Annotated in this window: 13 protein-coding genes; 3 read left to right on the plus strand and 10 right to left on the minus strand. The window is 71.2% G+C overall.

Annotated elements, in window-relative coordinates:
• Nucleotide 1: 1 nt before the first annotated feature.
• The 6 genes from cobA to H4W80_RS22925 form a co-directional block, all read right to left on the minus strand.
• Nucleotides 2–1,234, minus strand: a complete 1,233-nt coding sequence (gene cobA, locus H4W80_RS22900) for a uroporphyrinogen-III C-methyltransferase (protein ID WP_192786968.1) — start codon at nt 1,232–1,234, stop codon at nt 2–4.
• 81 nt (nt 1,235–1,315) lie between these two features.
• Nucleotides 1,316–2,329 carry an agmatinase gene (gene speB / locus H4W80_RS22905; RefSeq protein ID WP_192786969.1) on the minus strand — a complete coding sequence of 338 codons (1,014 nt, stop codon included), beginning with the start codon at nt 2,327–2,329 and terminating at the stop codon, nt 1,316–1,318.
• Nucleotides 2,330–2,341: 12 nt separating this feature from the next.
• Complete coding sequence (gene cobT / locus H4W80_RS22910; RefSeq protein WP_192786970.1) at nt 2,342–3,454, minus strand: nicotinate-nucleotide--dimethylbenzimidazole phosphoribosyltransferase; 1,113 nt, start codon at nt 3,452–3,454, stop codon at nt 2,342–2,344.
• Complete coding sequence (locus H4W80_RS22915) at nt 3,426–4,271, minus strand: sirohydrochlorin chelatase (protein WP_192786971.1); 846 nt, start codon at nt 4,269–4,271, stop codon at nt 3,426–3,428. Before H4W80_RS22915 ends, cobT begins: the two co-directional genes overlap by 29 nt.
• A gap of 70 nt (nt 4,272–4,341) precedes the next feature.
• The gene (cbiE, locus tag H4W80_RS22920) at nt 4,342–5,517 is read right to left on the minus strand and encodes a precorrin-6y C5,15-methyltransferase (decarboxylating) subunit CbiE (RefSeq protein WP_192786972.1); all 1,176 of its coding nucleotides are present in this window, start codon (nt 5,515–5,517) and stop codon (nt 4,342–4,344) included.
• An 80-nt stretch (nt 5,518–5,597) separates the two neighbouring features.
• A complete protein-coding gene (locus H4W80_RS22925; RefSeq protein ID WP_192786973.1) occupies nt 5,598–6,677 on the minus strand; it encodes a GNAT family N-acetyltransferase in 1,080 nt (359 codons plus the stop codon).
• A gap of 76 nt (nt 6,678–6,753) precedes the next feature.
• On the opposite strand from H4W80_RS22925, the gene H4W80_RS22930 reads away from it, so the two are divergent.
• Together H4W80_RS22930 and H4W80_RS22935 are read left to right on the plus strand one after the other, a co-directional pair.
• The gene (locus H4W80_RS22930; protein ID WP_192786974.1) at nt 6,754–7,164 is read left to right on the plus strand and encodes a DUF2795 domain-containing protein; all 411 of its coding nucleotides are present in this window, start codon (nt 6,754–6,756) and stop codon (nt 7,162–7,164) included.
• A gap of 3 nt (nt 7,165–7,167) precedes the next feature.
• Nucleotides 7,168–8,184 (plus strand): baeRF2 domain-containing protein, encoded by a 1,017-nt coding sequence (locus H4W80_RS22935; RefSeq protein ID WP_192786975.1) that lies wholly within the window; start codon nt 7,168–7,170, stop codon nt 8,182–8,184.
• Here the strand turns inward: H4W80_RS22935 and H4W80_RS22940 are convergent.
• Genes H4W80_RS22940 through H4W80_RS22950 form a run of 3 tightly spaced genes read right to left on the minus strand, consistent with a single transcriptional unit; the run spans nt 8,174 to nt 10,837 of the window.
• Nucleotides 8,174–8,731, minus strand: coding sequence for a LutC/YkgG family protein (locus H4W80_RS22940; protein WP_192786976.1), 558 nt, complete (start codon nt 8,729–8,731; stop codon nt 8,174–8,176). The genes H4W80_RS22935 and H4W80_RS22940 overlap by 11 nt on opposite strands.
• The gene (locus H4W80_RS22945) at nt 8,718–10,109 is read right to left on the minus strand and encodes a lactate utilization protein B (protein WP_192786977.1); all 1,392 of its coding nucleotides are present in this window, start codon (nt 10,107–10,109) and stop codon (nt 8,718–8,720) included. Before H4W80_RS22945 ends, H4W80_RS22940 begins: the two co-directional genes overlap by 14 nt.
• Nucleotides 10,106–10,837 carry a (Fe-S)-binding protein gene (locus H4W80_RS22950; RefSeq protein WP_192786978.1) on the minus strand — a complete coding sequence of 244 codons (732 nt, stop codon included), beginning with the start codon at nt 10,835–10,837 and terminating at the stop codon, nt 10,106–10,108. The genes H4W80_RS22945 and H4W80_RS22950 overlap by 4 nt, the downstream gene beginning before the upstream one ends.
• A gap of 175 nt (nt 10,838–11,012) precedes the next feature.
• Between H4W80_RS22950 and H4W80_RS22955 the strand changes: the two genes are divergently transcribed.
• On the plus strand, nt 11,013–11,729 hold the full coding sequence (locus tag H4W80_RS22955) for a FadR/GntR family transcriptional regulator (RefSeq protein WP_192786979.1): 717 nt from the start codon (nt 11,013–11,015) through the stop codon (nt 11,727–11,729).
• An 11-nt stretch (nt 11,730–11,740) separates the two neighbouring features.
• Here the strand turns inward: H4W80_RS22955 and H4W80_RS22960 are convergent, their stop codons facing one another.
• On the minus strand, nt 11,741–13,108 hold the full coding sequence (locus H4W80_RS22960; protein WP_225963609.1) for a sulfatase family protein: 1,368 nt from the start codon (nt 13,106–13,108) through the stop codon (nt 11,741–11,743).
• Nucleotides 13,109–13,216 lie beyond the last annotated feature (108 nt).

The raw sequence follows: 13,216 nt of genomic DNA on the forward strand, positions 1-13,216 counted from the left end.
TTCACGGCAAGCGCTCCGCTCGAACCATCTCGACCTCCTGGCCGACCCTCACGACGTCGCCGACGATGACGATTGCCGGCGGCCGGATCCCAGCCGCGGACACGCGGTCGGCCACGGTGGAAAGCGAAGCGGTGACCGCCCGCTGGGTCGGAAGGGTACCGTCCTGTACCACCATTGCGGGAGTCTCCGGGGGACGTCCGTCTCGGATGAGCGCTTCTGCCACCTTCGCGAGCCGCTCGACGGCCATCATCAGCACCAGCGTGCCCTGGGAACGGGCCAGGGCGGGCCAGTCGACGGTGGACTTGGGGTCGTCGGGCGCGACGTGCACGGAGATCACGTGGAACTCCTGGCTGACGCCCCGATGCGTCACCGGCACCCCGGCCGCGCCGGGCACCGCCACAGCGCTCGTGATGCCGGGGACCACCAGCACGGGAATGCCGGAGCGGGCGCAGGCGATCAGCTCCTCGCCGCCGCGCCCGAACACGAACGGGTCTCCGCCCTTGAGCCGGACCACGAACTTGCCCTGTCTGGCTCGATCCACGAGCAGCTCGTTGATGGTCTCCTGGGAGAGCGAGCGGCCGTAGGGGACCTTGGCGGCGTCGATCAGCTCGACGTCGGGGGCCAGTTCGTCGAGCAGGGCCCGGGGCGCGAGCCGGTCGGCGACCACCACGTCGGCCTGCGCGAGGAGCTGGCGCCCACGCACGGTGATGAGGCCGGGATCGCCTGGGCCACCGCCGACGAGCGCCACGCCGACCGGTTTGGTGCGGTTGCGCCGGGCGTCGACCGTGCCGTCGCGCAGAGCTTCCACGACCGCGTCTCTGATGCCGGCGGCCCTGCGCGGGTCACCGCCCGCGGTGACGGCCACGTTGATCTCGTCGACGCGCCCGGTGGCGGGCGTCCAGGCGGCCGAGGCCTCCTTGTCGTCGGCCCGCACGCACCACACGCGTTTGGCCTCCGCCTCGGCGGCGATCGCCGTGTTGGCGGACCTGTCGTCGGTGCAGGCCTGTACGAGCCAGGCGCCGTCACAGTCGCCGACCTCGTAGGGCCGGGCGTGCCAGGTGACCCTGCCGGCGGCGATCAGGTCGTCGAGCGCCGGCGTCACGCTCGGCGACACGACCGTGACCTCCGCACCGGCCTCTAGCAGCGCGGGAACCCGCCGCTGAGCGACGCGACCGCCGCCCACGACGAGGACCCGGCGGCCGGAAAGCCGCAGGCCGAGGAGGTAGGGGCCCATGGGGGGAATCTCCCGTTCGCGAAGGTTCTGTGTTAGGACGTAAACCTACCGGCTCCGGAAGCGTCATTTGCTGCGCACGGGTCAACGGCCATCGAGAAGGGGCTGCCGCGGGTCCCAGCGAGGCCCGCCCTGAGCATCCTTCCGGCGTCTGGCCATCCCTGAAAGCGCTTCAAGGATAACCCGGTTTCCCAGGTAGGCGGTGATGTCCGCGTGGTCGTAGGGCGGCGCCACCTCGACCACCTCCATTCCGGCCACGGGCAGTTCGTAACAGATGCGGCGAACGGCATCGAGCAACTGCCGGGCGGTCAGTCCCCCCGGCTCGGGCGTGCCGGTGCCGGGAGCGTGGCCGGGGTCGCAGACGTCGATGTCGACGGACAGGAAGATCTGGTCGCACTCGTCGAGCGCGATCGCGAACGACTCCGTCAGGCACTCTTCCAGCCCACGGGCCACGATCTCCGTCATTTCGTACGAACGCATGTTCTGGGCGGCCATCCAGCTCAGCGTCTCCGGCTCGGGCCAGTAGCCGCGCAGCCCGATCTGCAGGAACCTGTCGCCCCGGATGGCCCCCGACTCGATGAGCCGCCGCATCGGCTGGCCGTGCCCGTAGAGGTGGCCGAACGCGATGTTCCCGGTGTCGGCGTGCGCGTCGAAGTGGATCATCGAGGTACGGCCCGGCGCGTACGCCCGCGCGGTGCCGCGGGCGTCGGGCAGCGCCACCGTGTGGTCGCCCCCGAGCACCAGCGGGATCGCCCCGGAGGCGGCCACGCGGTGCACCGCCTCCTCGATCGCGGCCAGCGAGCCCTCGACGTCGCCCGAGTAGCACTCGACGTCACCGGCGTCCAGCACCCGCAGGTCGCGCAGGGCGTCCACGCGCAGCGCCAGGCTGGGCCTGGAGCCGTCGTGCGGCAGGTAGCAGGCCTGGCGCAGCGCCATCGGGCCGAACCTGGCGCCGGGGCGGTTGCTGGTGCCCCCGTCGAAGGGGGCACCGACGATCACCACGTCGGCACCTTCGTAGGAGGCCGGATCGTCGAGGTCGCAACGGTCCACGCCCAGGAACGTGATGTCGGGACCGTACATGGGGCCGTAACGGGGCACTGCTTACCTCTATCACACGGTCTTTTCGCTCACTCCCGCCGAATCGAACGTCGCGACGTCGTGCATCACCCGTACGGCCGCGCAGACCACCGGATACGCCAGCAGGCCGCCCGTGCCCTCCCCCAGCCGCAGCTCCAGGTCCACCAGCGGGCGCAGCCCGAGGTGGGCGAGCGCGGCGGTGTGGCCGGGCTCGGCCGAGCGGTGGCCGGCCACGCAGTGGTCGATCGCGGCCGGGTCCAGCGCGGCGGCCACGAGGGCGGCGGCCCCGGCGATCACGCCGTCGAGGATCACCGGCACGCGGGCGGCGGCGCCGCCCAGGATGAAGCCCGCGATGGCCGCGTGTTCGAACCCGCCGACCGCGGCCAGGACGCGCAGCGCGTCGCTGGGCGCGGTCAGGGCCCCGGACAGGCCGTTGGTGCGCAGGGCCTCGCGGACGATGTCCACCTTGCGGCCGAACGTCTCGTCGTCGATCCCGGTGCCCCTGCCGGTCACCTCGGCCGGGTCATGGCCGGCGAAGACGGCGATCAGGGCGGCGGAGGCAGTGGTGTTCGCGATGCCCATGTCGCCGGTGACCAGGCACCTGGCCCCTGACGCCACCAGGTCGCGGGCAACGCCGATCCCGGCCTCCAGCGCCCTGACCGCCTGGTCGACGCTCATCGCGGGGCCCTCGGACAGGTCGGCGGTGCCGTACGCGATCTTGCGGTTGACCAGGTTGGGCGCGTCGGGCAGGTCGGCGGCGACGCCCACGTCCACGACCGTCACGGACACTCCGGCCTGGGCGGCGAAGGCGTTGGCGACCGCGCCGCCGGACAGGAAGTTGGCCACCATCTGCACCGTGACCTCCTGCGGCCACGGGGTGACGCCACGCGCGTGCACGCCGTGGTCGGCGGCGAAGATGGCCAGCGCCGCGGGCTCCGGCATGGGCGGCGGAGTGGCGCCCGCGGCTCCCGCGAGGCGTACCGCGATCTCCTCGAGCGCGCCCAGCGAGCCGCGGGGTTTGGTGAGGCGGTCCTGGTACGCGCGGGCCTCGGCGATGGCTCGAGGATCCGCGGGACGGATCGCGGCGAGCGTCTCAGCAAGCACGGCAAACCTCCACTTACGGGACGAGTTGGAGCGCTTCCTCATATCGGTCGATCACGACGTCGGCCAGGGTCTCACAGTCGCCGATCACCTCGGCGCACCGGATGTCGAGGTCGGGGTGTCCCGCGCCGTACGCCAGCGCCTGGGCCCACACGCGCTCCAGCAGGCCGCCCGCGAACAGCAGGTACGGCACCACGATCACGCGCTTGGCCCCGAGACGGCGGCAGCGCTCGAGCCCGCCGGGCACCCCGGGCGGGGTGACTGACACGAACGCGGTCTCGACGGTCATGAAGTCGTAGGCGTGCGTCTCCCAGAACAGCCGGGAGACCCGGTGGATCTCGGCGTTGGCGGTGGCGTCCGTCGAGCCCTCGCCGACCAGCACGACCGCCGTCTCGCCCGGCTCGATGTGGACGAGGTGCTCCTCGACGGGCAGGGAGTCGACCGCGCGGAGCCGGGGCCTGGCGCCGACGAGCTCCAGGGCGCGCGGCTTGGAGATCTCGGTGGCGGCCTCGTTCAGCCGCTCGGCCAGCAGCCCCAGCACGCGCGGGTCGGGGCCGAGGGGGCGGCCGTAGTCGTACATGAGCGTCGGATGCCGCTTCTGCTCCAGCTCCATCGCGGCCGGGAACTCCTCGCTCATCCTGCTGAGGCTCATCGGCAGCGCCACGAGCCGGTGGTGGCCCCTGGCGACGAGGGAGGCGACGGAGTCGCTCAGCCGCGGAGAGGCACGTTCCAGATAGCCGCCGGACACGTCGGCGCCCGTCTGGTCCAGCCGGCAACGCAGCCGGTGTACGAACCTGCCGAACTCCGCGGCGTAGGCGTCATCCTGTGAGCCCTGCCCGATCAGCAGGAGCGGCGGCTTCATTGTGAGGGAATCTCCGGTGCGTTAGACAAAGACAGGCGAGGATAACCGATGCGCCCCGGTAGGGAACAGGTCACGCTGTGTGCGCGGGGGTCGCATGCACGACGAACACGGGGTCGGAGGCGGTCAGACGGTGTGAGCCGTCGGGGTCGAGCGTCAGTCTAGAGGCCAGGATCTGGGTGCCCTCGCCGCGGTAGCCGTGCTCGCGCAGCCGTTCGAGGACGGCGGTGACCTGCTCGACCTTCCTGAGCGAGCACACCAGCGCCCGCGGGCCGCGGGCGGCGCAGGCCACCACGACGTCGGGGCCGCCGCCGCCCACGTAGACGGCGTCGGGGTCGGGCAGCGGCTCCAGCGCCGGCGGCGCCTGGCCCCTGGTCAGAGCCACTTTGACGCCGTGCCTGAGCACGTTGGCGCGCAGCCGGGCGCAGGCCTCCTCCGAGCGCTCCACGGCGACGACGGCGGCGCCCATCCGCCCGCACTCGACGGCGATCTCGCCCTCGCCCGCGCCCACGTCCCAGACCAGGTCGCCGAGCCGCGGACCCAGCTTGGCCAGGATGAACGCCCGCACCTCCGGCGGCAGCGCCCCCTCGAACGGCAGCGCCCACTCGGCCGGGCCGGGCTGCGCGCCCGCCAGCCAGCCCGGCTCCTTGGGCTGGTGCAGCGGGTCGAGGACGAGGACCACGTCGGGGTCCTTCCACGGCCTGGTGGTGGCCTCGCCCATCCGGCTGTGCGTGACCCGCTCGTCCGGACCGCCGAGGTCCTCGCAGACGATCAGCGCGCGGGGCGTGGTCGGCGCCAGCTCCCTGGCGATCTCGCCGGGGCCGACGCCGGGCGCGACCAGCAGCGCCACCTTGGGATGGGCCCGGCAGGCGTTCACGACCCGGTCGATCTGGCCCGGGCCGGACGGGGCCACGACCAGCGCGTCCTCCCAGTTGAGTCCGGCACGCGCGAAGGCGCGGGTGATCAGCGAGATCGCCGGCACCACCTCCGGTTTGAGGCCATGGGCCCGCAACGTGCGGACGACACCGAAGAAGCCGGGATCGCCCTCGGCGACCACGACCGCGGGACCTTCTCCGTGTTCGAGGTGATCGTCCAGAACTTCGAGCAGCGCGTCGTCGGCCGCGGTCGGCGCGGAGAGCCTGAGCTGCCCGAGCACGGCGTCGGGGCCCACGACGAGCGCCGCCTCGCGGAGCTTGTCCACCGCCCTGGCCGAGAACTCGTGCCCGTCCCACCCGACCACCGTGATCATCACGCCTCACCGTCCTCACCTCAAGGGTGACGGCTGCGATCGGGTTTCACAAAGGGTACGAAGGTCAGTCCGGTGTGCCCTCAGGCCAGGTCGGACGGGATGAGGCTGTAGACGATCACGTCCTGGCCGCCCAGCGAGGACCTGGCGACGCCCTCGCGGACGAAGCCGGCCTTCTCCGCCACCCGCTGGGAGGCCGTGTTCGTCGCGAGGGCGCGCAGCTGCAGCCTTCTGAAGCCCTGCCGCTCGAACAGCCAGCGCGCGATCGCCACCACGGCCTCGCCCGCGTACCCGTTGCCGCGGGCCCACGGCGCGGTCATGTAGCCGATCTCGGCCGACCTGTGGGCCCAGTCGACGTCCCTCAGGTCCACGTTCACGGCGAACCGCCCGGTGTCCCGCTCCACGACCGTCCAGGTGATGCCCGCGCCCCTCATCCGGATGCGTTCGGCCGTGCCGACGGACGCCCGCGCGTGCTCCTGCGAGTAGTCGCGCGGATAGCCCGTCATGGCCTGGGTGACCGGGTCGGCGACGGTGGCGACCAGGTCGGGCGCGTCCTCGGCGGACGGTTGCCGCAGCAGCAGTCGCTGGGTACGCAGCTCCGTCCTGGGCAGGGCGTCGGGCTGCCGGCGGCGGTCGTAGGCCAGCAGGCCGAAGATGACCAGGTCGTGCGGCCCCTCCTCGTCCAGCACGGCGTCGCGCAGCAGACCCTCCCAGGTGAAGCCGGCTTTCAGCGCCACGCGGAGCGAGGCGAGGTTGTCCAGCTTGGCGGTCAGGTCGACCCGGCGCAGCCCGACGGTCTCGAACGCCCAGTTCACCAGCCCGCGCACGGCCTCGGTGGCGAAGCCGCGGCCCCGGTAGAGGGGGTGGACGCCGTACCCGACCTCGGTCGTCCCCGCGGTCCACGAGGTCTTGAACAGGCTGATCGCGCCCACGATGACGCCCTCGGCGTCGGCCATGGCCAGATGCAGGCCCTGCCCCGAGCGGCGCAGCTCGTGGACCCCGATCGACAGCCACCGGGGGATGCCGGAGGTCTTCTCGGGGGCGCCGGGCGGGAGGAACCGGACGCCGGACCGCACGATGGAGCGGATCCTGGCGGAGTCCTTGAGGCTGAACGGCCGCAGTGTCAGCCGTTCCGTGGCGATGCTCACATCAGCGTCGAACACGTCGGCAGGGTACACACTCGCGATGTTTGCCCACGAAAGCGGGGGTAGGGGCGCAATTGAGAGGAGTGAGGTGACTATGGAGCAACGTGGGAGCGACAAGCACGGTCCGCGGCTGGACGACGAGCAGAAGCACGAGACGGAGGGCATGGTTCGCGGCGGCGGATCGACCCACGCCGAGGAGTGGAAGGAGCCCGAGGCCATGCCGGCGGCCGGCGAGGAGCCGGCGAAGCCGTACCCGCCGGGACACGAGCCCGGAACCCCGTCCGGCATCACGCAGCGGGGCGCCGACATCCGCAGCGACCTCGCGAAATGGTTGAGCGACGCGCATTGGCCCGCCGGTCACGAAGATCTGGTGCGGCACGCCGACAGCGCGGGTGCGCCGGACGCGGTGGTGGACATGGTGCGATCCCTCCCGGACCGCCAGTACCGGAACGTGGCCGACGTGGCCAAGGCGCTCGGGCTCGGCGTGGAGAAGCGGAGGTGGTGAACGGTGCGGCTCGACTTCATCCGCCCGCTGTACGAGCGGCAGGGCCCGTACGCGTCCGTCTACCTGGGCGCCTACACCGGGCAGGAACGTGAGGCCCACTGGCGCGGCGTGCGGGACCCGCTCGAGAAGGACGGGGCCGACAAGGCCACCCTGGAGGCCCTGGACGAGGAGGCGCAGCGGCCGGTGGCCGGGCGGGCGATGTTCGCCGCCCACGGCGACGTGGTGCTGGCCGACTCGCTCCCGAAGCCGCCGGGAGAAGTGGGCAGGTGGTCCCCGCTGCCGCACATCACGCCCATGCTCATGTACCGCGGCGAGAACGTCCCGCACATCCGGGTCATCGTGGACCACGCGGGGGCCGAGCTGACGGTGTTCGGCGGCGGGTCGCCGCGCAGCGCCGTCGTGCAGGCGGAGGACTGGCCGCTGCAGAAGACCGCGCAGGGCGGCTGGTCGCAGAAGCGGTACGAGCGGGCGGTGGACGAGACCTGGGAGAAGAACGCCGTCGCCGTCGCGCACGAGATCGACGAGCAGGTACGCCGCATCAGCCCGGAGCTCATCCTGGTCGCCGGCGAGCCGAAGTCCCGCTCGTACCTGCTGCACCACCTCAGCACCAGGTCCGCGGACCGGGTGATGATGGTCGAGCACGGCAGCCGCGCCGACCACGGGCAGTTCGAGGAGGACGTGGAGCGGGCGCTCGACCAGTGGCTCGACCGCAAGCGCGCCGAGCTGCTGGGGCGGCACCAGGAGACCTCCGGGCCCACCGGGGTGGCCCGCGTGGCGCACGCGCTGCGTGAGGGCCGCGTTCAGGCGATCCTCGTGCCCGGCGAGGTGCCGCGGGAGATCTGGATCGGCGGGGGCGGCACCCAGCTGGCCACCGATCCGCAGGAGCTGCGGCGCTGGGGCGTCGAGGAGCCCGTCAAGGAACGCGCGGACTCCGCCCTGGCAAGGGCCGCCGCGATGACGGACGCGGAGCTGTGGTTCTGCGACGGCGTCGCCGACGTGGCGGCCGTGCTCAGGTACTGATGATCACCTCGAGCGTCCTGGGGCCGTGCACGCCCTCGACCCGGTTCAGCTCGATGTCGCTGGTGGCCGAGGGGCCGCTGATCCAGGTGAGCGGGCGCGCCGGGTCGAGCCTGGCGATCGCCTCGGGCACCCCGGCCACGATCTGGTCGGCCCGCACCACGCACAGGTGGTAGTCGGGGACCAGCGTCTGGGCGCGCGTGCCCTGACCGGGGCCGTGGTCGAGCACGATCGTGCCGGTCTCGGCGATGGCCACGGCGCAGGACGTGATCACGCCGTCGGCCGTGTCGAGGTCGCCCCAGCCGCCGTCCCGGTCGAAGCCGTCGGGGACGATCATGCGACGTCCCGCGACGGCTTCGTCGATCCTGGCGGGCACCTCGGCGGCGGGGAGCACGTGCACGATGGCCCGGTAGTCGTCCACCCGCTCGGCGAACAGCCCCACCACGTCCTCGACCTGCGGCGCCGTGCGGTAGTCGCGGGGGATCTCGACGTCCGCCGCCCCGGCCACGGCCTTGCCGATCCTGGCGAGGATCTCCTCACGCGCGCTCATTCCGCTCCCACCAGTCTCTGAAGGATTCTTCCGGAATCTCGGGTATGTCCCTGGTGTCCGTCCAGGCCGACATCGGCCCTGGCAGGCGCTTCGGCACGAGCCCGCGCAGGCGGCTCGCCGCCCGCTGGGCCCTGGCCAGGCGTTGGTGGTCGTTGAGGATCCAGCCCGCGACCTTCATCCCGGCCCGCTCGGCCGCCGCGTGCGGGGCCTTGGCGCGCAGGTCCACCAGGACCTCGGGGATGTCGATGGCGACCGGGCAGACCTCGTAGCAGGCGCCGCACAGGCTGGAGGCGTACGGCAGGGAGGCGTCCAGGTCCGACGACATGCCGCGCAGCTGCGGGGTGAGGATCGCGCCGATCGGGCCCGGGTAGACCGAGCCGTACGCGTGGCCGCCCGCGCGCTCGTACACCGGGCACACGTTCAGGCAGGCCGAGCAGCGGATGCAGCGCAGCGCCTGGCGGCCCACCTCGTCGGCGAGCACGTCCGTGCGGCCGTTGTCCAGCAGCACCAGGTGGAAGTCCTGGCCCTCGACGGCGCCCGTCCACATGCTCGTGTAGGGATTCATCCGCTCGCCCGTGGAGCTTCTCGGCAGGAGCTGGAGGAACACTTCCAGATCCCGCCAGGACGGCAGGAGCTTCTCGATCCCGACGACGCTGATGAGCGTCTCCGGGAGCGTCAGGCACATCCGGCCGTTGCCCTCCGACTCCAGCACCACGAGCGTGCCGGTCTCGGCAATCATGAAGTTGGCGCCGGAGATCGCGACCTTGCTCTTGAGGAAGCGTTCGCGCAGGTGGAGCCGGGCCGCCTCGGCCAGGGCGGGCGGGTCGTCGGTCAGGTTCGGCGGGACCTTGGGCATCTTCTCCAGGAAGATCTCGCGGATCTCCGACCGGTTGCGGTGGATGGCCGGGACCAGGATGTGGCTGGGGAAGTCGTCGCCAAGCTGGACGATCAGCTCGGCGAGGTCCGTCTCGTACGCGGTGATGCCCTGCGCGGCCAGCGCCTGATTGAGCTCGATCTCCTGGGTGGCCATCGACTTGACCTTGACCACCTCGGTCTCGCCGGTGGCCTTGACCAGGCCGGCGACGATGGCGTTGGCCTCGGCGGCGTCCCTGGCCCAGTGGACGGTGCCGCCCGCCCGGGTCACGGCGGCTTCGAGCTGGACCAGGTAGCGGTCGAGGTTGCGGAGGGTGTGGTCCTTGATCGCCTTGCCGGCCGCGCGGAGCTCCTGCCAGTCGGGGAGCTCGCCGACGACGTTCGCGCGCTTGCCGCGGATGGTGTGCGTGGCTTTGCGGAGGTTGTAGCGAAGCTGCGAGTCCTGTACGGCTTTAGCCGCATTTTTCGGGAAATTGCCGGGCATGCCGAGGAAAGTCGCGCTCACTGGTTCTCCTCCGTCGATGCGAGGATCTCGGCCAGGTGCATCGTCCTGACGCCGGTCTTCTGGCGGCTCAGCGTGCCGCCGATGTGCATCAGGCATGAGTTGTCCGCCGCGCAGAGCACTTCGGCGCCCGTGTCCAGGATGTTGCGGGTCTTGTCGGCGCCCATGGCCGCGGAGACGGCCGGGTTCTTGACCGCGAACGTGCCGCCGAAGCCGCAGCACTCCTCCGCTCCGGGCAGCGGGACCAGCTCCAGGCCGCGGACGTTCCGCAGCAGCCTGGTGGGCCGGTCGCCCAGGTGGAGGCCGCGGAGCGAGTGACACGTCGGGTGATATGTCACCCGGTGCGGGAAATATGCGCCTACGTCGTCGACCTTCAGCACGTCCAGCAGGAACTCGGACAGCTCGTACACCTTCGGCACCACCTCCGCGATGGCCGCCGCTCCCTTGCTGCCCGGCCTGGCCAGCTTCGGGTACTGCTCGCGCACCATGGCCGCGCACGAGCCCGACGGCGCCACCACGGCGTCGTACCCGGCGAACACCTCGGTGAAGTGGCGGGCCAGCCGCACGCCCTCCTCGCGGTAGCCGGTGTTGACGTGCATCTGACCGCAGCACGTCTGGGCGGCGGGGAAGTCCACATCGCACCCGAGCCTGCGCAGGAGCGACACGACGGCCTTGCCGGTGCCGGGGAAGAGCGTGTCGTTCACGCACGTGATGAACAGGGCGACTCGCACGGCTCTCCTTCCACAACCAATGAGAAACCTGCTAAGTGGACTGCCGCAACGGTCTCAACCATGCACCGCGGTGGGGCGGCAGGCCAACGAGCAGGTTTCTTGTTGGGTTGGTCTAACCACAGTATGGTCAGACCATATCGAACCACATCCTTTCCGGCCAGCATGAGGGGGTCCGTTGGACGACAACGGCTGGCGTCCCGTCAAGCGAACGCGGACGTTCGAGGACGTTCTCGCACAGATCGAGCGGCGTATCGCCGAGGACGGCCTCACCGTGGGCGACCGGCTGCCCGCCGAGCGCCATCTGGCCGAGCAGCTCGGCGTCAGCCGCTCGTCGGTACGCGAGGCCATGCGCGTGCTGGAGACCCTCGGCGTGGTGTCCTCGCAGGTGGGCCGGGGTCCGGACGCGGGGGCCGTGCTGACCTCGCGCCCCGACACGGCGCTGACCGACCTGCTCAGGCTGCACCTCGGCCTGGCCAGCCTGGAGATGCGCGAGGTCATCGACACCCGGCACATGATCGAGCAGTGGGCCGCCGCCCACGCCGCCGCCGGGCGGGCCGACACCTCCGCGCTCGCCGCCGCCCTTTCCGGGATGGACCAGGCGAGGAGCGCCGAAGAGTTCGTGGAGCACGACACCGCCTTCCACTGCGCGATCGCGGACGCGTCGGGCAACCGGCTCATCGCCGCCATCATGCGCTCGCTACGCGACTCGATGCGGAGATACTCGGTCGAAGCGGTGCAGCGCCTGGGCGACACGTCGATCCTGCGCGCCGACCACGTACGCATCCTCGACGCCATCGAGCGGGGCGAGCCGGACGAGGCCACCCTGGCCGTCTCCGACCACCTGGCGCACGCCTATCCCTCCCTGTTCGATCCTGAAGGGTTCGATCACTGAAGCAGGTCCGATCACTGAAGGAGGTCGGCCTGCCGGCAGGCGGCGCCCGAGCAGACCGCCATCGCCTCCAGCCGCTGCCTCAACCGGTCGAGCAGCGCAGGATCGGCGGTCGCGGCCAAATTGCGCAGCTCGTACGGGTCCGCGTGCAGGTCGTAGAGCTGGGTCTCCCCCGTCGCGTACTGGACGTACTTGTACTGATCCGTACGCAACGCGCGATAGGGAGGCACCGGCGTCTGCGCGGCCGACGACTTGTCCGTCGGCCGGGCGAACTCGACCAGCACGTTCTGCCGCCACACCGCCGGCGGCTTGCCCTTCAGCAGGGGCACCAGCGACCGCCCCTCCGCGAACGGCGCCGCCGCGGCCCCGCCCAGCTCGGCGAACGTCGTCGCCAGGTCGACCGACGAGCTCAGCTGGCTGACCGTGGCCCCCGCCTTGATGCCGGGACCGCGCACGACGAGCGGGACCTTGATGGCCTCCTCGAACGGGGTGGTCTTGCCCTGCTTGAGCCGGTGCGTGCCCAGATGGAAGCCGTTGTCCGAGGTGAAGAAGATATAGGTGTTGTCCAGCTGGCCGGTCCGCCGGAGCTCGTCCACCACGGCCCCGACGAGGTCGTCCACGCCGAGCATGGACCGCATCCTGGCGCGGTAGCGCTCGTCGACCTGGTCGACGGCCGCCTCGTCGAGGCTGGGCCGCTCACGCAGCCACTCCGGCTCCGCGCTCACGTCCTCCTGGTTGAACGACGGCGTACGCGGCGCGATCGCGCCAGGGAAAGCGTTCGCGTGCCGGACGGCGGGGTTGGCCGGGTTGTGCGGGCCGATCGGTGCCAGGTACAGGAAGAACGGCTCGCCCTTCGAGCTCGCGATGAACTGGCGGGCCTTGCCGGCCAGCACGTCCGACAGGTAGGCCTGCTCGGAGAAGCCGTAGTCGTACAGGGAGCCGTTCTCGTTGAGCCGGTAGTCGTACTCCTCGTAGAGGCGCCGGGTCGGCACGTCCCACTCGTCCCAGCCGGGCGGCACGAACTTCTCATCGGCCGACCCGCCCGGATAGTGGTTGAGATATTTGCCCATCAGCGCCGTGCGGTATCCGGCCTGCTTCATCCAGGTTCCTACAGTGGAACGTTCCAGATCCCCGGTGTGGAAGCGGTCGAACCCGCCCTCCGGCGGCGTGTTCGTCCACACACCATGGCTGTGGACGTACTGGGAACGCAAGATCGACGATCTCGACGGGCAGCACCAGGAGTTCGTCACGAAGTACCGGTCGAACGAGGTGCCCTGCCGCACGAGCTCCCGGGTGATGTTGGGAAAGTTCGGCAACGTCCCGGATTCGAGGTCGTCGGCCATCACGAACACGATGTTCGGCCGGGACTCAACCTCGGCCATCGCTGGCCCTGCCGCCAGCAGTAGTAGCAGCATGCACATGAGTCGACACAGACCGTTGACCACAGGGTCTGAATACCCCGGAATATCCGCCATTGACACTCACCGCCG

The sequence above is a fragment of the Nonomuraea angiospora genome (assembly GCF_014873145.1).
GTDB lineage: Bacteria > Actinomycetota > Actinomycetes > Streptosporangiales > Streptosporangiaceae > Nonomuraea > Nonomuraea angiospora.